Genomic DNA, 24,317 nt, shown 5'->3' with positions numbered 1-24,317 from the left:
GGTGTGCCTCGTTTCGGAAAGTTCGGACGTGGTCGGGACGGGCGGGGCGGTTCAGATGCTGCGGGCGGTGATGTCGCCGTAGGCGGTGGTCGCCCGGACGCGCAGGTCGGCGGTGCCCTCGGTGTTCCGGAGCGAGTTGTGGATCCGGCCGTAGGAGGTGCCGGCGTCCAGCGAGGCGGACACCCCACGGGCGGCACCGACCGAGATCTCCCCGGACTGCGTCTCCAGCACGACCTCGCCGCGCACCGCCTCGCCGACGCGGATGTCGCCCTGCTGGGCGGTGACCGTGGCCGGACCGTTCAGACGGCCGACGGTGATGTCGCCGGCCTGGACGGTGAGCCGGGCCTCGGCGACCTCGTCGAGCTCCACCGTGGCCCGCGCGCCCTCGAACGCGACCTCGCCGAGCCGTCCCACGCCGCGCAGTTCGGCGTCGGCCGCCTTCACCTCGACGCGGGATCCGGACGGCAGGTGGACGGTGACCTCGACCGAGCCGGAGTTGCCGAGCATCCGGCTCTCCGCCTCCCGGGCCGCGATCCGCAGGACACCGTCGGCGTACCCGACCTCGATCCGCTCGGCCGCCTTCACGTCACGGCCCTTGGCGGCGTCGGCCGGCCGGACCTCGACGGTGGTCTCGGCGCGGTCGGCCGCGATGAGACGGATGCGGCCCGCGGGGACATCGAGGACGGCGGCGACCGGGGCGGGGGTGGCGAACGTCTGCATCGTCTTCTCCTTCGATCAGCGGCGGGGCCTGGTTGCCCTCGCCGTTTCTGACGATGGAAAAGCTACGTTGCTTTCTAGTTAGCGGCAACACATTCGTTGCGAGAAGCTGCCATCACAGCAGGTCAGAGCCAATAAATCGTTGCAGAGCCCCTGAAGAGTAATGCAACGAACAGGTCGGATCGTTGCAATGCGACGCAGGTGAACGCTACGCCCCGGGCGTCGGCGGCCGGCCGACAGCCGGGGCGCGGGACCTCACCGCAGGAGGTTCAGGGCGGCCTCCAGGGCATCCTCGGCCGGGACCTTCACGTCGGGCTCCACGCCGACGCCCTCCCAGTTCGTGCCCGTCACCGGGTTGATCGAGCGGGCCGTCGGGACCGTCACCATCACGTGCGGGGCCACCGGGATGCGGGCCGTGGGGTGGGCGCCTCCCCTGGTCGTCTCGCCGACCAGCGTGCCGCGCTTCAGTGTCTTCAGGTTGTAGGCCAGTTCCTCTCCGCCCGAGAACGTGAAGTCACTGGTCAGCACGACCACCCGGCGGTCCAGGTAGCGCGGCGCGGCGAGGTGGCCCAGCGTCCAGTACTGCCGGATGCTGTCCGTCTTCCGCTCGTAGATGTCGTTGAGGTGCACCTCGTCGTTCGCGAAGAGGTAGCTGCACCACAGCTGCACGCCCTCCGGCGCCCCGCCGGCGCACTCGCGCAGGTCGATGATCAACGCCTCGGTCGGCGCCAGCAGTTGCATCGCCGCCGCGAACGCCGGGCCGCCGAGCTCCGCCGGGGCGATCATCCGGAGGTCGAGGTAGCCGATGTTGCCGTCCAGCTGTTCCACGCGCCGCACGCCGTAGTTGTTCGCCCGCGCGTACTGGGCGAACCGCTCCCGGGCGACGCTCTCCGGCTCCTCGTCCATCGACTGCGGCTCCTCGCTCCACAGCAGCCGCAGGTGCTTGTCGGGACACACCGCTTGCAGGTCCCGCGTCACCTGCTCGCACAGCTCCTGCTCGGCCAGGCCCTCGTACGCGCCTTCGGCCAGCCGGCCGCGGATCGCCGCCTCGATCGCCGCCGTCTTCTCGGGGTACACGTAGCCGGCGGTGATGCGGGCGAGGGCGGCGTCGAGTATCGCTTCATGAGTGGTCATTCGCGCGATGGTAGGTCTCCGCCGACCGAACACCCAGCGGTTTTCACGCCCCCGGCGAGACCCCCAGCGACCGCACGGTGAGCGACTGCTGCGCGGAGCCCACCGGGCCGTGGACGTCGTGCAGGACGGTGCTGGTCAGGCCGTGCCCTGTCGGGCCGAAGGTGACGGTCGTGTCCATCCCCGTCCAGCGGCCCTCGGGCTGCCGGTGCAGGTGGATGGTGAGGTCCACGTTCGGGAACATCCACTCCGTGTGGTCCTGCCGCACCGCGATCCCGTTCGCCGTGTCCACCAGGGCGACGAACGACGCGAGCGGGCCGATCTCCTCGCCCGCCACCAGCCCGACCTCACTGCCGATCCAGGCCTGGGCCCGGCCCTGCGCCAGCTCCCGGCGCCGGACGTCGATCGACGCGATGTAGCCGCCGTCCCACAGCTCGCTCATCGGCCACGGCTCGAACTCCCCTGGCCCGGCGAGGGGTTCGACCGGGCTGCCGGCCACGGCCGACGTGTCGGAGGTCGCCAGGTACCAGGCGCGGGCGCGGATCACCGCCCGCTCCCCTATGACCAGGACCGCCTCCACCAGCTCGACCGTCCGCCCCGGCCGGATGGTCTCGACGGTGATCTCGCACTCGTCGACGGCGAGCCGGCCCAGGATGTCGAAGGCGATCCGCGACAGCGCCAGTCCGCCCGCCGCGCCCGTCTGCGCCCGGTGCCGCTCGATCGCGTGGACGACGAGGCCGCCCACCGGGCTGAAGTGCAGTTCGTCGTCGTTCCAGGCGCCGCCCGCGTGGACGGTGGGCTTGAAGCGACGCTCGCCGGTGCGCTCGAAGTAGCTGTCGTTCACGCTCGCGATCGTAGGCGCCCGAACATCCCCCCGGAACGGTGACGATCCCCACACCCCCGCACGGCCCCCGCAGCTCAGCGCGCCGCGACCACCAGCTCCTCGAACGTGGCGGTGGTGGTGAATCCCAGCTGCTCGTAGAGGTGGATCGCCGGGGCGTTGTCCGTGCGCACGTTCAGGCCGATGTGGGCGGTCGTCTTCGCGAGGCGGCGGCACAGCGCGGTGACGCAGGCGCGGGCGAGGCCCCGCCCCCGGGCGTCCGGGCGGGTGGTCACGTTGCCGAGGACGGCGACGCCGTACGCGGCGGAGTGGACGTGCACGCCGGCCGTGGCCAGCAGCCGGCCGTCCGCACCGCGGAGGCCGACGTAGCCGCCGCCGAGCACGAGTCGCTCGTCGAACCAGGACTCGGGGTAGGCCTCGGCGAGGAGCGTGCGGAGGTCGGGGGCGTCGTCGCCGGTCAACAACGCGGGCTCGAAGGCGGGTTCGGGGAGCGAAGGCCCGTCCGGGAGCATCATGCGAAGCAGCGTCGAACGGTGCTCGACACCGTAGTCCGGTGCCAGGGCGCGGTGAGCCCCCACCGGCAGCATCGCCGTGAAGCGGCGCGGCAGGAACGGGCGCAGCTCGCCCAGGAGCGCTTCGAGCGCCGGGACTTCGGCCGGGCGGGCAAAGGCGAGCAGGACCGGGATGCCGCCGCCCGTGTAGAGCAGGGCCACCGGGCCACCGGTCGTGTACCAGGTGGTGTTGGGCCACAACGTGTCGTCGAGGTCGCCGAGTTCGAAGAGGTGGAGCGCCGGGTCGGCCAGGAAGCGGGCGGCGAGGGCGGACCGGTCGTGCAGGCTGATGAGGGGCACCCGGTGAGGATACGGACAACCGCCGCACCCGCTCGGTCGGGTTCGCACGCGTCACGCCGGGAGGAAGCGCGCCCCCGGCCCCGGGGCCCGGTAGACCTCGCCGGACGGCAGGTGGGTGTGGCCGGCGGCGCATTCGAGGACGAGGGCGACCGGCTCGTCGCAGGGCTCCTCGTCGCCCGCGGCCGCGTGCCGGACGACGACGCCCGGGCCCTCCTCGTCGGCGAGGTACTTGTCGCCCCACTCCAGCAGCGCGAGCAGCGTGGGCCGCAGGTCCGTGCCCTTCGGTGTCAGCCGGTATTCGAAGCGCTGCCGGTCGCCGGGCGTCGCCGACGTCACCGAGGCGATCCTCGACGCGGAGGAGGGGGCCTGGCCGCGCGACCCCGGCCGGATCTGGGTGTTCCCCACCGAGGTCCCGGAAGGGCACTGGGGCACCGCCGGGCAGGTCAGGCCCCTCGCGGCGATCCTCGCCCGGCTCACCGGGGGCGACCGCGCGCGGGCCGGCGCACTCGCCGCGCAGCGGCTCGCGGCCAGCCGGGCCGAGCACGCCGCGCTGCCGTAGATGTCCAACAACGCGGCGGGAGCGGGGTGTTCGGCACCCCGCTCCCCCGCACCGGGCCGTGTCCCGGTATGGTCGCCGGGCTGTCACGGCGTGGTCAAAAGGCCGTCAAAGCCGTGGTGCCCGTGCGCCGGCGTGCGCTATCAACGTTCACCGAGAGGACCGCCGACCGACGGTCCACGAGCACGGGGGAACGACACGTGAACAGCTCCGCCTCCAGTACGGGCATGCGCGCGCTCGCCGGCCTCGCCGTCGTCGGCGTGCTGACGCTCACCGCCTGCAACGACAACTCGTCGTCCGACACGGCGAAGACCGCCGCACCCGCCGCCCCGACGACCGCGGCCCCGGCGACCACCGCGGCCGCGCCGTCCGCCACCCCGAGCGCCGCCGCGCCGACGACCCCGGCCGCCGCGCCCACCGCCTCCGCGCCCGGGGGCGCCCCGGCCGCCGGCACCGGCAAGGACGCCGCAGCCGGGACCACCGCCAAGATCGGCGACACCGTCCAGGTGCCGTTCAGCTCCGGCAGCACCAAGGGCAGCATCGCCATGGCCGTCACCTCGATCGAGCAGGGCACCCAGGCCGACCTGGACAGCCTCAAGCTCGGCGACAAGGCCGCGGGCATGGTGCCGTACTACATCCACTACAAGTTCACCAACGTCGGCACCACCGACCTGTCCAACAGCACCCTGACCCACATCAGGGGACTCCAGCCGGACGGCTCCGGGGCGCAGGGCGTGGCGATCTTCACGTCCTTCCCGAAGTGCACGGCCAGCCCGATGCCCCCGGGCTTCACCAACGGCCAGTCCGCCGTCGGCTGCTTCGTGTCGCTCGCGCCGGCGGCCTCCAAGGTCGCGGGCGCCGAGTACTCGGCCGACCCGTACACCATCGGCAAGGGCGTCGTCTGGAAGTGACGCCCCCGGTCTACGGGGTGCCCGCGGGCACCCCGTAGACCTTCAGGAACGCGTCGACCCCGACGGCGGCGATCCGCCCGACCTCCTGCTCCGGCACCGGCAGCGCGCCCCAGAAGGAGCGGTCGGCCACGCCGTGGAAGGTCAGCAGCGTGAACTGCTCGGCGGCCAGGGCCGGATCGTCGACCGCCAGCAGCCCGCGGGCGGCCAGGGCCGTGAACCTCTCGGCGAGGTCGCGCAGCGAGGCGATCGGGCCCGCCTCCAGCCACGCCTCGAGGACGTCCGCCGGGATGTTGGCCACCTCGGCGCGGATCGCGCGGCCGAGCGCGCCGTGATCGCCCGCGGACAGGACGGCGTGCGCGCGGTCGACGGCGAAGTCGGTGAGGTCCTGCCGCAGGTCGACGATCTTCCCGAGGCGGCGGTCGGCCAACTCGCGGATCGTGCCGGTCAGTTCGGCGGAGCTCGTCAGGGCGACCGACAGGAAGAGCGTCTCCTTGTCGGCGAAGTGGTTGTACACCGTGCGCTTCGAGACGCCGGCCTCCGCCGCGATCGCGTCCATGCTCGCGCGGACGTACCCCTCGCGCCCGAACACCGCCGTCGCGGCCCGCGTGATGGCCACCCGCTTCTCAGGGCGCCCTGCTCCGCTCGTCACCGCCACGGCGACTCCTGTCCTGAATGGGAAACTAGCCGGTGCAGTGTATAGCAGTGGGGCGAGGGCCCGGACGCGGCCGGCCGGGAAAGCCCTGCCGGGGGCGAGGGCCGGGCGGGGGCGGGGGCCGGACGAGGGCGAGGGCCGCGGCCGGAAGCCGGCCCGACGGGACCGGCCGCGCGGCGCGGCGGGGCCCCGGCCGGGCGGGGTGTGGCCGGGGCGGGCGGTGGGGCCACCGGTGCCGCCGGGCGGCAGGTGCGCCTGCGGCGGCGGGCTTCGGGCCGCTCCTCCCCCGTCATCCGACCGCCCTCGCCGCGTCCGTGCGGGCCGGGAAGCCCGGGGTCCACCGGGTGGCGCCGGTCGGCAGGACGGCGAGCGCCTCTATCCCCGGCTGGGCGGCCGCCCAGGCGAGGCCCCGGTCGGGACCCATCGCGAAGGCCGCCGTCGTCCACGCGTCGACGCGCGCCAGCCGTTCGCCGACCAGGGTCAGCGAGGCGAGCCCCTGTGCCGGTCTCCCCCGGTACGGGTCGACGATGTGGGCGCCGCGCTCGGCGGTGCCCGAGGTCGCCACCGCGACGTCGTTCCCGGTGACCACGGCGACCACCTCCCCCGGCCGCAGCGGGTCCGCGATGCCGACCCGCCAGGGCCCGCCCGCCGTCTGGACGTCGCCGCCGCCGCTCACGCAGTGCCGCCCGTAGCCGGCCTCCCGCAGGGCCCGCGAGGCCTCCTCGACCGCCCAGCCCTTGACCCAGCCGCTCGGGTCGAGCACCCCGCCGGGCCGCATGGTGAAGAAGCCGTCCGTCTGCGCCGCCACCTCGCGGCAGCGGGCCAGCACCTCCGCGACCTCGGGGTCGCACGCGCCGAGGGCGATCTCCCCGCGCTCGAACCGGTTGATGTCGCTGTCCTCCCGATAAGGGGAGAAGACCTCGTCGATCCGGTGCAGCCGCACGACGATCCGGGCGAGCAGGTCCTCCAGCTCCCGGCCGCCGCCGTGGACGGCGAAGGAGAAGACCGTCCCCATCACGTGCTCGGCGTGCCTGCGCACCCCCGCTGTCATGAGCCCGCCTTGTCGAGGGCGCTCTGCAGCGAGCGGGTGTAGCCGTCGCTGGTGTAGGTGGCGCCGGAGACGACGTCGATCGCGGCGCTCTGGGCCGAGAGGGCCTCCTGGTTGAGCACCGGCAGGGCGTAGCTGTTGATGGACCGGTCCCGCCCGCTCTCGCTCGGGTACCTGACCACGTCGATCCTGGTGATCTTCTTGCCGGCGAGGGTCACCTTGACCTGGACCGGCCCGTACCGGGTGTCGACGGAGTCCCCGGTGATCGCGCGGGTGCCCGAGGTGTCCGAGGCCTGCGCGGGCGGCGCCGAGGAGGTGCCGGACGTACCGCCGGAGCCGCCCGAGCCGCCCGAGCTGCCGGAGCTGCCGGAGCTGCCGGAGCTGATCGGGGCGGCGGCGCTCGCGGCGCCCTGGTGCGGCTTGAGCGACAGCAGCAGGATCACGCCCGCGGCGGTGGCGCTGCCGACGACGACGGCTCTGCGCACGGTGGGTACTCCCCTTGCTCGTCGGGAACGGTCGGGAACGGTCAGGGACTTGGGGCTTCGGGGACTTCGGGGCAGGGACGGTCAGAAGCCGAAGGCCTCGTGGTGGATCCGGCGCACGCCGGCCGCGTGCAGGGCCCGGACGGCGTCCGCGGAGAACTCCTCCGGGCCGCAGAGGAACACCTCGTGCCGGGCGAGGTCCGGGACGAGCCGGCGCAGCACGGCCCCGAGGTCGCCGACCTCGGCGCGGGTGCCGACCACCGGGTGGACGGCGGCGCCGCGGCGGGCGGCGATCGCGGCGAGCTCGTCCTGGAACAGCAAGTCCTCCGAGCGGCGGGCCCGTTGGACCAGAGTCACCTGGCCCGGCAGCGTCTCGAACAGCGCCCGCAGCGGGGTGATGCCGACCCCGGCCGCCAGCAGCAGCACCTTGCGCCGCCGCTGTCGCCGCCCGGTGAACGCGCCGTACGGGCCCTCGGCCCGCACCGGGGTGCCGGGCTCCAGCTTCGCGACGGCGGCGCTGTGCTCGCCGAGGTCCTTGACGGTGAAGCGCAGGAAGGGCGGGCGCACCGGCGCGGACAGCGAGTACGGGTTGGCGGTCCAGCGCAGGCCGGGCGCCTTGAACTCCAGGCGGAAGAACTGCCCGGGTTCGGCCCGCAGCCGCTCCACCTGCTCGCCGACGAGGAACACCGACACGACTCCGGGGCCCTCCGGCCGCACCTCGGCCACCCGCAGCCGGTGCCGCCGGTCGCGCAGGTAGGGCAGCGCCAGCCGGCACCAGCCGAGCACGGCGAGGGTGCCCAGGTAGAGGGCGTACCAGGCCGGGCGGGCGGGGCCGTCGCCGAGGTCGGCGCCGGTGGTGAGCTGGTGGCCGAAGGCGAGCGCGACGGCGAGGTAGGTGGCCAGGTGCAGGTAGTACCAGGCGTCGTAGCCGAGGCGGCGGCGGGCGATCCGGGCGGAGAGCGCGCCGGTGGCGAACAGCAGGAGCGTCCCGGCGGTGGCCTTGAGCATGTCGGGGTAGTGGAGGACGATGTCCACGCCCTCCCCCACCACCCCGCGCCCGTCGGTCAGCGCGTAGCCCCACACGATCGTGAGGACGTGCACGGTGACCAGGCCGACCAGGTAGCGGCCGCCGAAGGCGTGCCAGCGAGCGAGCCGGTCGGCGCCGACCTCCCGCTCCAGCAGCGGGATCCGGGCCATGAGGAGCAGCAGGACGGGCGCGGCGTACCCGGCGAGCAGGCCGGAGATCCGGCCGGCCCCGCTCAGCCAGCCCGCGGCGCCGGACACGAAGGCCGTGTCGCGCCACCACAGGGCGAGCACGCCGAGCGCGCCGAGGGCGACGGCGGCGAGCACCGCGCCGGGGACGAGCTCCTCCGGAGCCCGGTGCCGGACCGCCGCGGGCGGCCGTGTGACGGTGGCGGCCATTGCGTGCCCCTCCTCTCGCCTCCGGGTGCCTCTCGGGGAGCGCCATTGTGCTGGCGGGAATTCAACGAGGCCTGAGCCCGCCGTCCGCCGTGCCCGCGAACGCCCCCGAACGACCCGGAAAGCCCGGCATCACCGCAGGTCAGGAGCGTCTTTTCGGGAAGCGCTTTTCTCACCGCCTTCTCATCCGCGACAATCGGCGCCACGGCCGACGGCGCCCGGGCGGGGAAGTCGCCGGGAGACCGCGGAGAGCCCTCGGCCCGAAACCTGCGCCGAACAGGGGTGCTATATGCTGCGCTCGATCTCTACACCCGTGTAGAGGAAACCTGTACGCGAGCCTGCCCCCGACCGACAGCGGGAACCGGCCGGCCGAACGCCGACGTCCAGTCATCGACAGCGACCACGACGCCGTCCCGCCGAGGGACCGGGTGAGGCCGCCGCCGTGGCACACGGGCGCGGCAGACACCGGGGGTGAGTGCGTGGCTGGAAGACGAGGACGGACGTCCTCCGCCCAGGAACCGGAACGGCGGCCGGGACGGCCCGCGGCTCCCGAGCCGTCCGCGGCCCCCGGGCGCGGCGCGGCGGCCGGACGGTCCGCCGCGGCGGGCCGGAGCGCCGCACCGGCGCGGAGCCGCCGCCCCGGCGGCGCCCTGCTGCCCGCGGCGCTGGCCCTCGTCCTGCCCGCGCTCGGCGCGGCCGTCGACGAGCTCTCCGGCCCCGGCATGGGTTTCGCGTTCGCGGCCGGCGCCGTCCTCGGGACGGGCCTGGCGGCGGCGCTGAGCACCCGCAACGGCTGGTGGTGGGTGCTGTGCGCCTCGCCGCTGGTCGTCCTCGGCGTCACGGCCGCCGCCGAACTGGCGGCCGACGGCGACGCGTACAAGGGCAAGGCGCTGGCGACCGGCTCCGCGAAGTGGGTCGTCCACGGCTTTCCCGTGATGGCCGCGGCCGCAGGGGCGGCCGTGCTGGTGATCGTGGTCCGGGTGGTCCTGGACGGGAGGAAGCACCATGGCTGAGAACCCCGCCGGCGGCGAGGGCCGCGGCGCGGCCCGACGCGCCGCGCAGACCCCGAAGGCACCGGCCGCGCGCCGGTCGCCGCTGCTCATCGCCGGCCGCACGGCGGCCGTCTCCACGGCGCTCGCGGTCTTCGTGTCCAGCGGCGTGGTCTGGTACGAGTACACGTCCCTCACCGACGGCATGACGACGTCCAACGCCATCGCCGAGACGAAGAAGGACGCGCCCAAGCACCTGGACAACTCGGTCAACCTGCTGCTGATCGGCCTCGACAGCCGCAAGAACATGGACGGCACCGACCTGCCCCCGGAGTTCGTCCAGGACGAGCTGCACGCCGGCCACAGCTCCGACATCGGCGGCTACAACACCAACTCCCTGATCCTGCTGCACATACCGGCGGGCGGCGGCAAGGTCCAGGCCGTCTCCATCCCCCGCGACGACTACGTCATGACGTTCAAGGGCGATGGCACCCAGATGGGCATGGCCAAGATCAAGGAGGCCTACGGCAACGCCAAGGACAAGGCCACGCCCGCGCTCCAGGCCAAGGGCCTCAAGGGCGCGGACCTGGAGAAGGCCGGCCGCGACGCCGGGCGCGCGGCGACGATCCGCACCGTCCAGACCTTCCTGGACCAGCCGATCGACCACGTCGCCGAGGTCAACCTGATGGGCTTCTACGACATCGCCAAGGCGGTGCAGCCGATCGACGTGTGCCTCACCCACGACACCAAGGACCCGGCGATCGAGGGCCAGGGCTCCGGCGCCGACTTCCACAAGGGCATCAACCACCTCAACGCCTCCCAGGCGCTGTCCTTCGTCCGCCAGCGGCACAACCTGGACGGCCCGGACGGGAACTCCGGCGACTTCGCCCGCACCCACCGCCAGCAGGCCTTCATCTCGTCCGTCACGCACAAGCTCAAGCAGGACGGCATCATCAGCGACCTGGGCAAGCTCAAGGACCTCTTCGGCGTCGTGCAGAAGGACCTGGTCATCGACAACCAGTGGAACGTCCTCGACTTCGCCCAGCAGGCGCCGGCCCTGACCGGCGGCAACGTCGAGTTCAACACCCTCACCTTCGACGGCTTCGGCAAGAAGAACGGCCAGGACGTCAACCTCGTCACCCCGTCCAAGATCCAGAAGGTGGTCAAGCAGGTGTTCGGCTACGCCGACGCCTCCGCACCCGCGCCCGCACCCGGCGGCGGCCCGGGTGACTCGCCCACCACCGAGGCGGCCCAGCCCGCCCAGGCGCCGACGACGCCCGCCGCGGCCGAGGCCGCCACGGTGAACGTCTACGACGCCTCCCCCGTCAAGGGCGCCGGCGCGTCGGAGTCCAAGGCGCTCGTGGCGATGGGCTTCAAGGAGGGCAAGGTCCTCCAGGCGACGTCCAAGCCGAAGACCACCACCGTGGTCTACGGCAAGGGTGCCAAGGACGCCGCCGACCAGATCGCCGCCCGCTACGGCGTGACCGCCACCGAGTCGGCCTCCTCCTCGCCCGGCCACGTCACCGTCACCCTCGGCACCTCCTTCACGGGCGCGGCCGGCGACAAGCCCGCCGCCCCGGGCGCCGGCGCCTCGCAGGCTCCGGCCGACCCGGCCGCCGCCCTGCCGATGCAGGGCCCCGGCGTCGACGCCCAGTCCGACGGCGGCATCCCCTGCGTCTACTGACGTACCCCACCCACCGCGCCGAAGGCGGGGCTCCCACCCGGGAGTCCCGCCTTCGGGCGTTTGCGGCCGACCCCTCGACACTTTCTCCGTACTATGTATAGTGTACTGCGTACGGGATAACCGTGCGCCCTGTTCCGAGGAGAGGTCCACCGCCGTGCAGATCACCGACTCCGTCGTCTCCCTGACCGTCCCGGACGTCTCCGCGTCCGCCGCCTTCCTCCAACGGCACTTCGCCTACACCGAGCTGATGTCCGCCGACGGCTTCGTCTCGCTCGGCCACCCGGGCGGGGGCGTCAACGTGGTGTTCCTCCGGCGCGGCATCGAGGTCCTGCCGGAGAGCTACCGCGACGACACCGCGGCCGGCGTGATCCTCGCGTTCACCGTCGCCGACGCCGCCGCCGAGCAGGAGCGCCTTCGCGGCGAGGGCGTGGGGATCACCATGGAACTGCGCCAGGAACCGTGGGGCGAGAAGCTGTTCCAGGTCACCGACCCGAACGGGGTCGTGATCGAGGTCGTGGAGTGGGTCCGGCAGTAACCGGCGGCGGGCACACGCGACGGCGCCCCCTCGACCGGCCGGGTCGAGGGGGCGCCGTCGCACGCGCGGAGGACGTCAGTCGACCGTCCACGTGTCGTTGCCCGCCAGCAGCGTGGCGAGGTCGCCCGGGCCGCGGTGCGCCACCGCCGTCGCCAGCTGGTTCGCCATCAGCTCGTCGTACACCGGGCGCCGCACGTCCCGCAGCACCCCGATCGGGGTGTGGTGCAGCGTGTCCGCGTCCGCGATCCGCGACAGCGCGAACGCCGCCGTCGCACTCGCCGCGTGCGCGTCGTGCACCACCAGCGAACCCTCGTTGTCCGGCGTCACCGCCGCCGTGAACAGCTCGCCGTCCGGCCCCCGGAACACGCCCTGGCCGCCGTCCGCGCCGAAGCGCACCGGCGCGCCGTGCTCCAGCCGGATCAGCGCCTCGTCCCGGGTGCCCGGCTCCTTCAGCACCTCGAACGCGCCGTCGTTGAAGATGTTGCAGTTCTGGTAGATCTCCACCAGCGCCGTGCCCTCGTGCAGCGCCGCCGCCCGCAGCACCGACTGCAGGTGCTGGCGGTCGGAGTCGATCGTCCGCGCGACGAACGAGGCCTCCGCGCCGATCGCCAGCGACAGCGGGTTGAACGGGGCGTCCAGCGAACCCATCGGCGTCGACTTGGTGATCTTGCCGAGCTCGCTGGTCGGCGAGTACTGGCCCTTGGTCAGGCCGTAGATCCGGTTGTTGAACAGCAGGATCTTCAGATTGACGTTGCGGCGCAGCGCGTGGATCAGGTGGTTGCCGCCGATCGACAGCGCGTCGCCGTCACCCGTCACCACCCACACGCTCAAGTCCTGCCGCGACGAGGCCAGGCCCGTCGCGATCGCCGGCGCCCGACCGTGGATCGAGTGCACGCCGTAGGTGTTCATGTAGTAGGGGAAACGCGACGAACAGCCGATGCCGGAGACGAAGACGGTGTTCTCCCGTCTGATCCCCAGCTCCGGCATGAACGACTGCACGGCCGCCAGGATCGCGTAGTCCCCGCAGCCCGGGCACCAGCGCACCTCCTGGTCCGTCTTGAAGTCCTTCGCGGTCTGCCGCTCCTCGGTCTTCGGCACCAGGCGCAACGAGGGGAACTGCTGCTCGCTCATGCGCCCACCTCGCTGCGCTCGGCGGTCGCTTCGCGAAACACGCACCCCTTGATCGTTCGCTCGCTGCGCTCGCTCATCGGTGGTCCTCCTCGTCCAGGGTGCCGATCGCCGCCCACAGCACGTCCGCCAGCTGCGCCGCCTTGAACGGCAGACCGCGCACCTGGTTGTAGGACTCCGCGTCCACCAGGTACTTGGCGCGCAGCAGCAGCGCCAGCTGGCCGAGGTTCATCTCGGGGACGATGACCTTGTCGTAACTCCGCAGCACCGTGCCCAGGTTGGCCGGGAACGGGTTCAGGTGGCGCAGGTGCGCCTGGGCGATCTCGCCGCCGTCGGCCCGCACCCGGCGCACCGCCGCCGTGATCGGCCCGTACGTCGACCCCCAGCCGAGGACCAGCACCCGGGCCTCGCCGCTCGGATCGTTCACCTCGACCGGCGGCACCGCGATGCCGTCCACCTTGGCCTGCCGGGTGCGGACCATGAAGTCGTGGTTGGCCGGGTCGTAGGAGATGTTGCCGGTGCCGTCCTGCTTCTCGATGCCGCCGATGCGGTGCTCCAGGCCGGGGGTGCCGGGCAGCGCCCACGGGCGGGCGAGCGTCTTCGGATCCCGCTGGTAGGGCCAGAAGGCGCCGTCCTCGCGATTCGGACCGGTCGCGAAGTCCGGCTCGATCACCGGGAGTTCGTCCACCTCGGGGATCCGCCACGGCTCCGAGCCGTTGGCCAGGTAGCCGTCCGAGAGCAGGAACACCGGGGTGCGGTAGGTGACCGCGATCCGGGCCGCCTCCAGCGCCGCCGCGAAGCACTCGGCCGGCGTCGCCGGGGCGACGATCGGCACCGGCGCCTCGCCGTTGCGCCCGAACATCGCCTGGAGGAGGTCCGCCTGCTCGGTCTTGGTCGGCAGGCCGGTGGACGGGCCGCCGCGCTGGATGTCCACGACCAGCAGCGGCAGTTCGAGCGAGACGGCCAGGCCGATCGTCTCGCTCTTGAGCGCGACGCCGGGACCCGAGGTCGTCGTCACGCCGAGCGCGCCGCCGAAGGCCGCGCCCAGCGCCGCGCCGATGCCGGCGATCTCGTCCTCGGCCTGGAACGTCCGCACGCCGAAGTTCTTGTGCTTGCTCAGCTCGTGCAGGATGTCCGAGGCCGGGGTGATCGGGTACGAGCCGAGGTACAGCGGCAGCCCGGAGCGCTGGGCCGCGGCGATCAGGCCGTAGGACAGCGCGAGGTTCCCGGAGATGTTGCGGTAGCGGCCGGCCGGCAGCTTCGCCGGCGCCACCTCGTAGGAGACCGCGAAGGTCTCCGTCGTCTCGCCGAAGTTCCAACCCGCCCGGAACGCGCTGATGTTGGCCTCGGCGATCTGCGGCTTCTTCGCGAACTTGCCGCGCAGGAAGCTCTCGGTGCCGCCGGTGGGCCGGTGGTACATCCAGGACAGCAGGCCGAGGGCGAACATGTTCTTCGCCCGCTCGGCGTCCTTGCGGGCCAGGCCGCTGTCCTTGAGCGCCTCCAGCGTCAGCGTCGTCAGCGGCACCTTGTGCAGGTGGTAGGCCTCCAGCGAGCCGTCGGCGAGCGGGTCCGCGGCGTAGCCGACCTTGGCGAGGGCCCGCTTGGTGAACTCGTCGGTGTTGACGATGATCTCGGCGCCGCGCGGCAGGTCCGCCAGGTTCGCCTTGAGCGCGGCCGGGTTCATCGCGACCAGGACGTTCGGGGCGTCGCCGGGGGTCAGGATGTCGTGGTCGGCGAAGTGCAGCTGGAAGGACGAGACGCCCGGCAGGGTGCCGGCGGGGGCCCGGATCTCGGCGGGGAAGTTCGGCAGGGTGGAGAGGTCGTTGCCGAAGGACGCCGTCTCGGAGGTGAACCGGTCACCGGTCAGCTGCATCCCGTCGCCGGAGTCGCCCGCGAACCGGATGATCACCCGGTCCAGGCGGCGGACCGGCTTGGCGTGTCTGCGCTGCGCACTGGCCGGCACGGCCGCGCCGGAGCGGCCGTCACCGGGACCCGAACGGTTCTCGTCGCCGTCCGAGCCGTCCACTGCCTCTGACTGATCGACCTGACTGGTCACTGCCGCGGACCTCCTCGTGGGCACGCCACCGCGGGCGCGACCCTGTGCCCCGTCCGCCTGGTGCACCTCTGGCATCCTATGCGCGCGCAACCGGCCGGGGCCGGAACTCCCGCGTGCGGCGGGAAATGACCGGTACGGGCCCACAGCACCATCAACGCGCGGCGGCCGGAGATCATTCCGGCCGGCCGGCCCCGGCCCGATCCGCAGGACGGGCCCTACGAGTTGATGTAGGTCAGCACGGCGAGCACCCGGCGGTGGTCCTCCGGGCTCTGGGCCAGGCCGAGCTTGAGGAAGATGTTGCTGACGTGCTTCTCGACCGCGCCGTCGGACACCACGAGCTGGCGCGCGACCGCCGCGTTGGTGCGGCCCTCGGCCATGAGGCCGAGCACCTCGCGCTCGCGCGGGGTCAGATTGGCCAGAACGTCGCCCTTGCGGCTGCGGCTGAGCAGCTGCTGCACGACCTCCGGGTCGAGCGCGGTGCCGCCCTCGGCGACCCGCAGCACCGCGTCGGCGAACTCGCGCACCTCGGCGACGCGGTCCTTCAGCAGGTAGCCGACGCCCCGGGTGGATCCGGCCAGGAGTTCGGAGGCGTAGCGCTCCTCCACGAACTGTGACAGCACCAGCACGCCCAGCTGCGGGTAGCGGCCGCGCAGCTCGACGCACGCGCGCAGGCCCTCGTCGGTGTGCGAGGGCGGCATCCGCACGTCGGAGACGACGACGTCGGGCAGGTCGCCGGCGTCGGCCAGGTCGTGGACGGTCTTGAGCAGGGCGTCGCCGTCCCCGACGCCCGCGACGACCTCCAGGCCGCGGTCGGTGAGCAGCCGGGTCAGGCCCTCCCGCAGCAGTACGGAGTCCTCGGCGATGACGACGCGGCGCATGGCGACCTTCCGGCAGGGGTGAGCTGACGGGCCCAGTCTTCCCTATCGGGGCGGCGGCGCGCCGGGGGTTGCCGGGCCCGGCCCGGGGCTCGCGGCCCCGGACCGACGGTCCCGACGGTCCCGACGGTCCCGGCGGTCCCGGTGCGTCACATGGTGCGGATGGCCACCGAGTCGCAGAGGGCTTCGAGGGCGGCCTTGGCCGCGCAGTCCGGCAGCGGGGCGAGCAGGGCGCGGGCGTCCTCGGCCTGGCGCAGGGTCTCGCGGCGGGCGAGCTCCAGCGCCGGGTGGCGGCGCAGCAGGCGCAGCGCCTCGGCGTGCAGGTCGTCGTCGGCGAGGTCCTGGTCGAGCAGTTCGCGCAGCCGGGTGTCCTCGGGGTCGGCGGGGTCGGCGGGCATGCCCTGGAGGAGCAGGGTGGGCAGGGTCGGCACGCCCTCGCGCAGGTCGGTGCCGGGGGTCTTGCCGGACTCGTGGCCGTCGCTGGCGATGTCGAGGACGTCGTCGGCGAGCTGGAAGGCGATGCCGATGCGCTCGCCGAACTCGCTGAGGGTCTCCACCACGCGCGCCTCGGCGCCGGCCATCAGCGCTCCTATCTTGCAGGAGGCGGCGATCAGCGATCCGGTCTTGCCGGCGAGGACGGCCAGGTAGTGGGCGAGCTGGTCGCCGTCCGGGCCGGGGCCGCGGGTCTCCAGGATCTGGCCGGTGACGAGGCGCTCGAAGGCGTCGGCCTGCAGCCGGACGGCCTCGGGGCCGAGGTCGGCCAGGACCTGGGACGCGCGGGAGAAGAGGAAGTCGCCGGTGAGGATGGCCACCGAGTTGTCCCAGCGGGAGTTGGCACTGGGGGCGCCGCGGCGCACGGGGGCCTCGTCCATGACGTCGTCGTGGTAGAGCGTGGCCAGGTGGGTGAGCTCGACGACGACCGCGGCCGGCACGACGCCGGGCGCGCCGGGGTCGCCGAACTGGGCGGACAGCAGGAGCAGCAGCGGGCGGAAGCGCTTGCCGCCGGCCTCGATCAGGTGGCTGGCGGTGACGGTGATGAACGGGACGTCGCTCTTGACGGCCTCGGCGAGCGCCGTCTCCACCGCGTCCAGTCCGGCCTGGACGTCCCGGGTCAGGTCGCGGTCCTGCACGCTGAGCCCGAAGGGTCCCACGACGGTCACGAAGACCACTCCTCTGTCCCTGGTCGATCTAGCGGCCTGGTCCCTGAGTGCCGCCGCTGGCCATACAGGCAGGGTATCCGGTCACGAGTGGATCACTGCACGGGCGTGCGGATCCTGTCGTGATCGGGCCGGAGTTGCAGGTCAGGGCGGCTGCGGGAGCGCTCGGGCGCCGGATGTGAATGCGGCTGGAAATAAAGGCTGCTGCACCTTCCGGGGCGGCGGCGGGACAACCGCGTCCGGGCCGCGCCCCGCGGGGGGCGGCCCGGACGCCGCGGGAGTCTCCCGGCCTCAGCGGACGAAGAGCGCGGCCTTCGAAGCGAGGTCCAGGAAGTACTGCGGCAGCACCCCGAGGACGACGGTGACGAGCACCCCGACGCCGATCGCGGTCGCCGTGAAGGCGCTCGGGATCGCGACCGTCGGGCCGCCGGGCTGCGGGTCGGAGAAGAACATCAGGACGATGACCCGGATGTAGAAGAACGCGGCCACCGCCGAGCTCAGCACACCGACGATGACCAGCGGCGTCGCGCCGCCGGCCGCCGCCGCCTGGAACACCGCGAACTTCCCGGTGAACCCGGAGGTCAGCGGGATGCCGGCGAAGGCCAGCAGGAACAGCGCGAACACCGCCGCGACCAGTGGGGAGCGCCGGCCGAGGCCGGCCCAGCTGGACAGGTGGGTCGCCTCGCCCTTGGAGTCGCGCACGAGGGTGACGACGGCGAACGCGCCGAGCGTCACGAAGGAATACGCGAGCAGGTAGAACAGCACCGAGCCGAGGCCCTGCTTGTTGGTGGCGATCACGCCGGTGAGGATGAACCCGGCGTGCGCGATCGAGGAGTAGGCGAGCAGGCGCTTGACGTCCTGCTGCGTGACCGCGAGCACCGCGCCGACCACCATCGTCAGGATCGCCACGCCCCACAGCACCGGCCGCCAGTCCAGGCGCAGCCCGGGGAAGGCGACGTAGAACAGGCGCAGGAACGCGCCGAAGGCCGCGACCTTCGTGGCCGCCGCCATGAACCCGGTGACCGGGGTCGGCGCGCCCTGGTACACGTCCGGGGTCCAGGCGTGGAACGGCACGGCGCCGACCTTGAAGAACAGGCCGACGGCGAGCATCGCGAGGCCGATCAGCAGCAGCGTGTCGGTGCGGGTGCTGCTGAGCAGCGCCGGGTTGGTCATGGCCTTGCCGGAGATGACGTCGGCGATGTCGCCGAGCTTCACGCTGCCCGCGTAGCCGTACAGCAGGGCGGTGCCGAACAGGAAGAACGCCGAGGCGAAGGCGCCGAGCAGGAAGTACTTGACGGCCGCCTCCTGGGAGAGCAGCCGGCGGCGCCGGGCCAGCGCGCACAGCAGGTACAGCGGCAGCGAGAAGACCTCCAGCGCGACGAACATCGTCAGCAGGTCGTTCGCGGCCGGGAAGAGCAGCATGCCGCCGACGGCGAACAGGGTCAGCGGGAACACCTCGCTGGTGGCGAAGCCGGCCCGGACCGCGGCCCGCTCCTGCTCGCCGCCGGGGGTGGCGGCGGCCTGCGCGGCGAACGCGTCGGCCGGCAGTCCGCCGGCCCTGGGCTCCAGGCGCCGCTCGGCGTACGTCAGCACGGCGACGGCGGCGACCAGGACGATGACGCCCTGGAGGAACAGCGCCGGGCCGTCCATCGCCACCGACTCCATGGCGAGCAGGTCCATCCTGGTGGTGCCGTGGCCCTGGGCGGCGAGCACCACGATCGCGGTGAACGCGCCGGCCAGGCCGGTGAGCGCGAGGACGACCTGCGTCCAGTGCCGCAAGCGGCGCGGCACGAAGGCCTCGACCAGGACGCCGGCCACGGCGGCGCCGAACACCACCAGCATCGGGGAGAGTTGGCCGTACTCCAGGTGCGGCGCGGGGATGCTCGGGGTGGAGCCGCCGGCGGCGGCGAGCATGCCGGTGGTGCTCACTTCTGCTCACCTCCTGAGGTGGCGGCGACCGGGTGGGCCGGCGCCGGGTCGGTCTCGTGGACCTGCGAGAGCGTCGCGTTCACCGCCGGGTTGACGATGTCGGTCAGCGGCTTGGGGTAGACGCCGAGCAGGATCGTCAGCGCCACCAGCGGGGCGACGACGGCCACTTCGCGGACCTTGAGGTCCGGCATGCCGGTGACCTCCGCCTTGACCGGGCCGGTCATCGTGCGCTGGTAGAGCAGCAGCGCGTACAGCGCGGCCAGGACGATGCCGAAGGTCGCGACGATCCCGATCGCCGGGTAGCGGGTGAACGTGCCGACCAGGACGAGGAACTCGCTGACGAACGGGGCGAGGCCGGGCAGCGACAGGGTGGCGAGGCCGCCGAGCAGGAACGTCCCGGCGAGCACCGGGGCGACCTTCTGCACGCCGCCGTAGTCGGCGATCAGGCGCGAGCCGCGGCGCGAGATCAGGAAGCCGGCCACCAGCATCCACGCGGCGGTGGAGATGCCGTGGTTCACCATGTACAGGGTGGCGCCGCTCTGGCCCTGGCTGGTCAGCGCGAAGATGCCCATGATGATGAAGCCGAAGTGCGAGATCGAGGCGTAGGCGACCAGGCGCTTGATGTCCTTCTGGCCGATCGCGAGCAGCGCGCCGTAGACGATCCCGATCACCGACAGCACGAGGATCGCCGGGGCGAAGGTCTTCGAGGCGTCGGGGAACAGGCCGAGGCAGAAGCGCAGCATCGCGAAGGTGCCGACCTTGTCGACCACGGCGGTGATCAGCACCGCCGTGCCGGCGGTGGCCTCGCCCATCGCGTTCGGCAGCCAGGTGTGCAGCGGCCACAGCGGGGCCTTCACCGCGAAGGCGAAGAAGAAGCCGAGGAACAGCGCCTTGGAGGCGGTGCCGCTGAACTGCAGCTTGCCGTCGGCCACGGCCGAGGCGAGGGTCGGCAGGTCGAAGGTCGCGAGGCCCTGGTCCTGCGCGATCACGTACAGGCCGATCACGGCGGCGAGCATCACCAGGCCGCCGAGCAGGTTGTACAGCAGGAACTTGACGGCCGCGTAGGAGCGCTGGCGCGCCGCGTCGGGGCCGCCCGCCCGGTCCCCGAAGCCGCCGATCAGGAAGTACATCGGGATCAGCATGGCTTCGAAGAACACGTAGAACACGAACACGTCGGTGGCGTAGAAGGAGACGAGGACCATCGCCTCCACGGCCAGGATCAGGGCGAAGAAGCCCTGGGTGCGGCGCCGCTGCTCAAAGGTGTCGGGGTCGAACGTGCCGTCGGGCGCGGGCGCAGGGTCCGCGTCGTGCCAGGAGGCGAGCATCACGATCGGCACGAGCACGGCGGTCAGCAGGGCCAGCACCGCGCCGATGCCGTCCACGCCGAGCGAGAAGGTGATGCCGAAGGAGCGGATCCAGCTGTGGGACTCGGTCAGCTGGTAGCGGTCGCCGTGCGGGTCGAACCGCACGGCCACCAGGGCGGCCAGCGCCAGCGCGACGGCCGAGGTGCCGAGCGCGACGGCCTTGGTCGTGGTGCGCCGCGCCTCGGTGGACCCGGCGGGCATCGCGGCGGTCAGCACCGCGCCGGCCGCCGGGACCGCGCACGTGGCGGTCAGGAGGACACTCATGCCCCGCCTCCCCGAGGGTGTTCTGGACGAGTCATCAGACGGACCTCATCAGGAGAGTCGTGGCGACCAGCACCAGCGTGCCGCCGAACATGGAGAGCGCGTAGGAGCGGACGAAGCCGTTCTGGACCCGCCGCAGCCGCCCGGAGATCCCGCCGATCGTGGCGGCCAGGCCGTTGACGAAGCCGTCCAGGCCGCGGCTGTCGAAGTAGACGAGCGTCGCGGCGAGCGCCGAGCCCGGCCGCACCAGGACGGCGTGGTTGAAGTCGTCCTGGAGCAGGTCGCGGCGGGCGGCCCGGGTGAGCGGGGAGCCGACCGGCGGCACCACGGGGACGGGGCCGCGCCCGTACATCGCGTACGCGAGGCCGACGCCGGCCAGCATGCAGGCGGTGGTCAGCAGCGTGACGGTCAGCGACGTGAGCGGGGAGTTCCCCTCGGCGTGGCCGGTGACCGGCTCCAGCCAGGTGAGGAACGAGTCGTTCAGGACGAACAGCCCGCCCGCGAACACCGAGCCGAGGGCCAGCAGCACCATCGGGACCGTCATCGTCTTCGGCGACTCGTGCGGGTGCGGGGCGTCGCCGTTGGCGTCGGGCTGCCAGCGCTTCTCGCCGAAGAACGTCAGCACCATCACGCGCGTCATGTAGAAGGCGGTGACGGCCGCGCCGGTCAGCGCGCACAGGCCGAGGATCCAGCCCTCGGTGCCGCCCTTGGCGAACGCCGCCTCGATGATCCTGTCCTTGGAGAAGAAGCCGGACAGCCCGGGGAAGCCGATGATCGCGAGGTAGCCCAGACCGAAGGTCACGAAGGTGACCGGCATGTACGTGCGCAGGCCGCCGTAGTGGCGCATGTTCACCTCGTCGTTCATGCCGTGCATGACCGACCCGGCGCCGAGGAACAGCCCGGCCTTGAAGAAGCCGTGCGTCACCAGGTGCATGATCGCGAAGGCGTAGCCGATCGGACCGAGGCCGGCCGCGAGGATCATGTAGCCGATCTGCGACATCGTCGACCCGGCCAGCGCCTTCTTGATGTCGTCCTTCGCGCACCCGACCACCGCACCGAACAGCAGCGTGACCGCGCCGACCACCACCACGGCGGTCTGGGCGTCCGGCGCCAGGTTGAAGATCGCCGCGGAGCGGGTGATCAGGTAGACGCCGGCCGTCACCATCGTCGCCGCGTGGATCAGCGCCGACACCGGGGTCGGGCCCTCCATCGCGTCGCCGAGCCAGGACTGCAGCGGCACCTGCGCCGACTTGCCGCAGGCCGCCAGCAGCAGCATCAGGCCGATCGCCGTCAGCCGGCCCTCGCTCGCCCGGCCCGCCCCGGCGAAGACCGGGTCGAAGGCGAAGGAGCCGAACTCCACGAACATCAGCATGATCGCGATCGACAGGCCCATGTCGCCGACGCGGTTGACGATGAACGCCTTCTTCGCCGCCGTCGCCGCACTCGGCTTGTGCTGCCAGAACCCGATCAGCAGGTAGGACGCGAGGCCCACGCCCTCCCAGCCGAAGTACAGCAGCAGGTAGTTGTCCGCGACGACCAGCAGCAGCATGGCGGCGACGAACAGGTTCAGGTACGCGAAGAAGCGGCGGCGGCGCTCGTCGTGCGCCATGTAGCCGACCGAGTAGAGGTGGATGAGCGTGCCGACACCCGTGATCAGCAGCACGAACGTCATCGACAGCTGGTCCAGCCGGAACGAGACGTCCGCCTGGAAGCCGTTCACCGGCACCCAGCTGAACAGGTGCGTCGTCACCGCCCGGTGCTCGGCGTCACGGCCGAGCATGTCCGAGAACAGCGCCAGGCCGAAGCCGAACGAGAGCGCGGCGAGCGCCGTGGCCAGCCAGTGGCCGAACCGGTCCAGCGCCCGCCCGCCGAGCAGCAGCAGGGCGGCGCCGGCCAGCGGGGCTGCCACCAGCAGCGGAATGAGAGAGTTCACCGAGGCCCTCCGCCTACAGCTTCATCAGATTGCTGTCGTCGACCGAAGCGGAGTGCCTGGTCCGGAAGATCGAGACGATGATCGCGAGGCCCACCACGACCTCGGCCGCCGCGACCACCATCGTGAAGAACGCGATGATCTGGCCGTCCAGCGTGCCGTGCAGCCGCGAGAACGTCACCAGCGCCAGGTTCGAGGCGTTCAGCATCAGCTCCACGCACATGAACAGCACGATCGCGTTGCGCCGGATCAGCACCCCGGCCGCGCCGATGGTGAACAACAGCGCCGCCAGATACAGGTAGTTGACCGGATTCACTCCGCGCCCTCCTCGGCCTCGTGGTTCGGCACCGGCTCCAGGGACTTGCGCGGACCGGCCACCGCCGGCCGCTCCGACGACGGACGGCCCAGCCAGTCCGCGGTCGTGTTCTCCAGCTCCGCCATCCGGCGCAGCATGTCCTGGCTCACGTCCCGCACCTGGCCGCGCTCGCGCAGCGTCGCCATCACCGAGTCCTCGGCCACCGAGCCGTCCGGCAGCAGCGCCGGAACGTCCACCGCGTTGTGCCGCGCGTACACGCCCGGCGCCGGCAGCGGCGGCACCTGGATGTTGTCCCGCACCCGCTGCGCCGCCAGCTCGCGCTGCGTCTTCGGCGCCTTCACGTGCTCGCGGTGCGTCAGCACCATCGCACCGATCGCCGCCGTGATCAGCAGCGCGCCGGTGACCTCGAACGCCCACACGTACTTCGTGAAGATCAGCCGCGCCAGACCCGGCACGTTGCCCTCCGCGTTCGCGCCCTGCAGGCCCGTGAAGTGGTCCAGCTTCGCGTTCGCGATGCCCGCGACCAGCAGCACCCCGAAGCCCAGCCCGCACACCACCGCCGCGAACCGCTGGCCCTTCAACTGCTCCTTCAGCGAATCCTCGCTCGTGACGCCGACCAGCATCACCACGAACAGGAACAGCATCATGATCGCGCCGGTGTAGACGACGATCTGCACCACACCCAGGAACACCGCGCCCTGCGCCATGTAACAGACCGCCAGCGCCAGCATCGTGGCCGCCAGGCACAGCGCGCTGTGCACCGCCTTGCGCATCAGCAGCATGCCGAGCGCGCCACCGACCGCCACCACCGCCAGCACCCAGAACTGGACGGCCTCACCCGTCGAGGTCGTCCCGGCCGCATCCGCCAGAACCGTCGTCACGGCCGCACCTCCTTCTCCCGGTCGGTGCGCTCCTGCTGGACCGTCCCCGGCGCCGCCGCCGTGATCTCGCCCCGGTAGTACGCGCCCTCGTCGGCGCCCGGGAAGATCGCGTGCGGCGAATCGACCATGCCCTCGGACAGCCCCACCAGCAGCTGCTCCTTGGTGAAGATCAGGTCCTTGCGCGAGGAGTCCGCCAGCTCGTACTCGTTCGTCATCGTCAGCGCCCGCGTCGGACACGCCTCGATGCACAGCCCGCACAGGATGCAGCGCGCGTAGTTGATCTGGTACACCACGCCGTAGCGCTCACCGGGCGAGTACCGCTCGTCGTCCCGGTTGTCCGCGCCCTCGACGTAGATCGCGTCGGCCGGGCACGCCCACGCGCACAACTCGCAGCCCACGCACTTCTCCAGCCCGTCCGGATGACGGTTCAACTGGTGACGGCCGTGGAAGCGCGGCGCCGTCGGCTTCTTCTCCTCCGGATACTGCTCCGTCAGCCGCTTCTTGAACATGGCCCGGAACGTCACGCCGAAACCGGCGGCCGGGCCCAGGACCGACGGCCGGTCGGTCCTCTCCGGACGGTCCGTGTGGTCGGACGACATCGCGG

Annotated in this window: 24 protein-coding genes; 5 read left to right on the top strand and 19 right to left on the bottom strand. The window is 72.5% G+C overall.

Going from position 1 to position 24,317, the window contains the following annotated elements; genetic code table 11:
- Nucleotides 1-51: 51 nt before the first annotated feature.
- From ACFVSN_RS32225 to ACFVSN_RS32205, 5 genes are all read right to left on the bottom strand, one after another.
- Complete coding sequence (locus ACFVSN_RS32225) at nt 52-720, bottom strand: DUF4097 family beta strand repeat-containing protein (RefSeq protein ID WP_387957127.1); 669 nt, start codon at nt 718-720, stop codon at nt 52-54.
- Between the two features lie 252 nt (nt 721-972).
- Nucleotides 973-1,851 carry a S41 family peptidase gene (locus ACFVSN_RS32220; protein WP_387957125.1) on the bottom strand — a complete coding sequence of 293 codons (879 nt, stop codon included), beginning with the start codon at nt 1,849-1,851 and terminating at the stop codon, nt 973-975.
- Nucleotides 1,852-1,894: 43 nt separating this feature from the next.
- Nucleotides 1,895-2,692, bottom strand: coding sequence for a thioesterase family protein (locus ACFVSN_RS32215; protein WP_380498003.1), 798 nt, complete (start codon nt 2,690-2,692; stop codon nt 1,895-1,897).
- Nucleotides 2,693-2,766: 74 nt separating this feature from the next.
- Nucleotides 2,767-3,540, bottom strand: a complete 774-nt coding sequence (locus ACFVSN_RS32210) for a GNAT family N-acetyltransferase (RefSeq protein WP_387957121.1) — start codon at nt 3,538-3,540, stop codon at nt 2,767-2,769.
- Between the two features lie 51 nt (nt 3,541-3,591).
- A complete protein-coding gene (locus ACFVSN_RS32205) occupies nt 3,592-3,876 on the bottom strand; it encodes a winged helix-turn-helix transcriptional regulator (RefSeq protein ID WP_387598588.1) in 285 nt (94 codons plus the stop codon).
- A 58-nt stretch (nt 3,877-3,934) separates the two neighbouring features.
- Between ACFVSN_RS32205 and ACFVSN_RS32200 the strand changes: the two genes are divergently transcribed.
- A complete protein-coding gene (locus ACFVSN_RS32200) occupies nt 3,935-4,099 on the top strand; it encodes a hypothetical protein (RefSeq protein WP_380443756.1) in 165 nt (54 codons plus the stop codon).
- Between the two features lie 197 nt (nt 4,100-4,296).
- On the top strand, nt 4,297-5,007 hold the full coding sequence (locus tag ACFVSN_RS32195) for a hypothetical protein (protein WP_380498007.1): 711 nt from the start codon (nt 4,297-4,299) through the stop codon (nt 5,005-5,007).
- A 10-nt stretch (nt 5,008-5,017) separates the two neighbouring features.
- Here the strand turns inward: ACFVSN_RS32195 and ACFVSN_RS32190 are convergent, their stop codons facing one another.
- The 4 genes from ACFVSN_RS32190 to ACFVSN_RS32175 form a co-directional block, all read right to left on the bottom strand.
- Complete coding sequence (locus ACFVSN_RS32190) at nt 5,018-5,623, bottom strand: TetR/AcrR family transcriptional regulator (protein ID WP_387957118.1); 606 nt, start codon at nt 5,621-5,623, stop codon at nt 5,018-5,020.
- A 325-nt stretch (nt 5,624-5,948) separates the two neighbouring features.
- Nucleotides 5,949-6,710: an FAD:protein FMN transferase gene (locus ACFVSN_RS32185; RefSeq protein ID WP_380443750.1), complete on the bottom strand. Its 762-nt coding sequence runs from the start codon at nt 6,708-6,710 to the stop codon at nt 5,949-5,951.
- On the bottom strand, nt 6,707-7,192 hold the full coding sequence (locus ACFVSN_RS32180; protein WP_387957116.1) for an FMN-binding protein: 486 nt from the start codon (nt 7,190-7,192) through the stop codon (nt 6,707-6,709). Before ACFVSN_RS32180 ends, ACFVSN_RS32185 begins: the two co-directional genes overlap by 4 nt.
- Before the next feature lie 81 nt (nt 7,193-7,273).
- A complete protein-coding gene (locus tag ACFVSN_RS32175; RefSeq protein WP_387957114.1) occupies nt 7,274-8,611 on the bottom strand; it encodes a ferric reductase-like transmembrane domain-containing protein in 1,338 nt (445 codons plus the stop codon).
- A 476-nt stretch (nt 8,612-9,087) separates the two neighbouring features.
- On the opposite strand from ACFVSN_RS32175, the gene ACFVSN_RS32170 reads away from it, so the two are divergent.
- The 3 genes from ACFVSN_RS32170 (at nt 9,088) to ACFVSN_RS32160 (ending at nt 11,816) form a co-directional block, all read left to right on the top strand.
- Entirely contained in the window at nt 9,088-9,621 is a 534-nt protein-coding gene (locus ACFVSN_RS32170) for a DUF6542 domain-containing protein (protein WP_380501726.1), read from the top strand.
- Nucleotides 9,614-11,281 carry an LCP family protein gene (locus ACFVSN_RS32165; RefSeq protein ID WP_380501728.1) on the top strand — a complete coding sequence of 556 codons (1,668 nt, stop codon included), beginning with the start codon at nt 9,614-9,616 and terminating at the stop codon, nt 11,279-11,281. Before ACFVSN_RS32170 ends, ACFVSN_RS32165 begins: the two co-directional genes overlap by 8 nt.
- A gap of 154 nt (nt 11,282-11,435) precedes the next feature.
- Entirely contained in the window at nt 11,436-11,816 is a 381-nt protein-coding gene (locus ACFVSN_RS32160) for a VOC family protein (protein ID WP_380440050.1), read from the top strand.
- Between the two features lie 75 nt (nt 11,817-11,891).
- Here the strand turns inward: ACFVSN_RS32160 and ACFVSN_RS32155 are convergent, their stop codons facing one another.
- The 10 genes from ACFVSN_RS32155 to nuoI all read right to left on the bottom strand — a co-directional run bounded on the left by ACFVSN_RS32155 (nt 11,892) and on the right by nuoI (nt 24,312).
- Nucleotides 11,892-12,947, bottom strand: a complete 1,056-nt coding sequence (locus tag ACFVSN_RS32155) for a 2-oxoacid:ferredoxin oxidoreductase subunit beta (protein WP_380498577.1) — start codon at nt 12,945-12,947, stop codon at nt 11,892-11,894.
- Nucleotides 12,948-13,020: 73 nt separating this feature from the next.
- Nucleotides 13,021-15,000: a 2-oxoacid:acceptor oxidoreductase subunit alpha gene (locus tag ACFVSN_RS32150; protein WP_387957111.1), complete on the bottom strand. Its 1,980-nt coding sequence runs from the start codon at nt 14,998-15,000 to the stop codon at nt 13,021-13,023.
- Nucleotides 15,001-15,215: 215 nt separating this feature from the next.
- The gene (locus ACFVSN_RS32145; RefSeq protein ID WP_380440044.1) at nt 15,216-15,878 is read right to left on the bottom strand and encodes a response regulator; all 663 of its coding nucleotides are present in this window, start codon (nt 15,876-15,878) and stop codon (nt 15,216-15,218) included.
- Between the two features lie 146 nt (nt 15,879-16,024).
- Entirely contained in the window at nt 16,025-17,035 is a 1,011-nt protein-coding gene (locus ACFVSN_RS32140; protein WP_380440042.1) for a polyprenyl synthetase family protein, read from the bottom strand.
- 288 nt (nt 17,036-17,323) lie between these two features.
- The gene (nuoN, locus tag ACFVSN_RS32135; RefSeq protein WP_387957221.1) at nt 17,324-18,946 is read right to left on the bottom strand and encodes an NADH-quinone oxidoreductase subunit NuoN; all 1,623 of its coding nucleotides are present in this window, start codon (nt 18,944-18,946) and stop codon (nt 17,324-17,326) included.
- Between the two features lie 11 nt (nt 18,947-18,957).
- A complete protein-coding gene (locus tag ACFVSN_RS32130; protein WP_380440040.1) occupies nt 18,958-20,589 on the bottom strand; it encodes an NADH-quinone oxidoreductase subunit M in 1,632 nt (543 codons plus the stop codon).
- Between the two features lie 34 nt (nt 20,590-20,623).
- Nucleotides 20,624-22,519: an NADH-quinone oxidoreductase subunit L gene (gene nuoL, locus ACFVSN_RS32125; protein WP_387957109.1), complete on the bottom strand. Its 1,896-nt coding sequence runs from the start codon at nt 22,517-22,519 to the stop codon at nt 20,624-20,626.
- Between the two features lie 13 nt (nt 22,520-22,532).
- Nucleotides 22,533-22,832, bottom strand: a complete 300-nt coding sequence (gene nuoK, locus ACFVSN_RS32120) for an NADH-quinone oxidoreductase subunit NuoK (protein WP_030060110.1) — start codon at nt 22,830-22,832, stop codon at nt 22,533-22,535.
- Nucleotides 22,829-23,713: an NADH-quinone oxidoreductase subunit J gene (locus tag ACFVSN_RS32115; protein ID WP_380440037.1), complete on the bottom strand. Its 885-nt coding sequence runs from the start codon at nt 23,711-23,713 to the stop codon at nt 22,829-22,831. Before ACFVSN_RS32115 ends, nuoK begins: the two co-directional genes overlap by 4 nt.
- Entirely contained in the window at nt 23,710-24,312 is a 603-nt protein-coding gene (gene nuoI / locus ACFVSN_RS32110; protein WP_380440035.1) for an NADH-quinone oxidoreductase subunit NuoI, read from the bottom strand. Before nuoI ends, ACFVSN_RS32115 begins: the two co-directional genes overlap by 4 nt.
- Nucleotides 24,313-24,317 lie beyond the last annotated feature (5 nt).

The organism is Kitasatospora sp. NPDC057904, assembly GCF_042887925.1.
GTDB lineage: Bacteria > Actinomycetota > Actinomycetes > Streptomycetales > Streptomycetaceae > Kitasatospora.
This window is presented reverse-complemented; position numbering and strand designations above follow the sequence as displayed.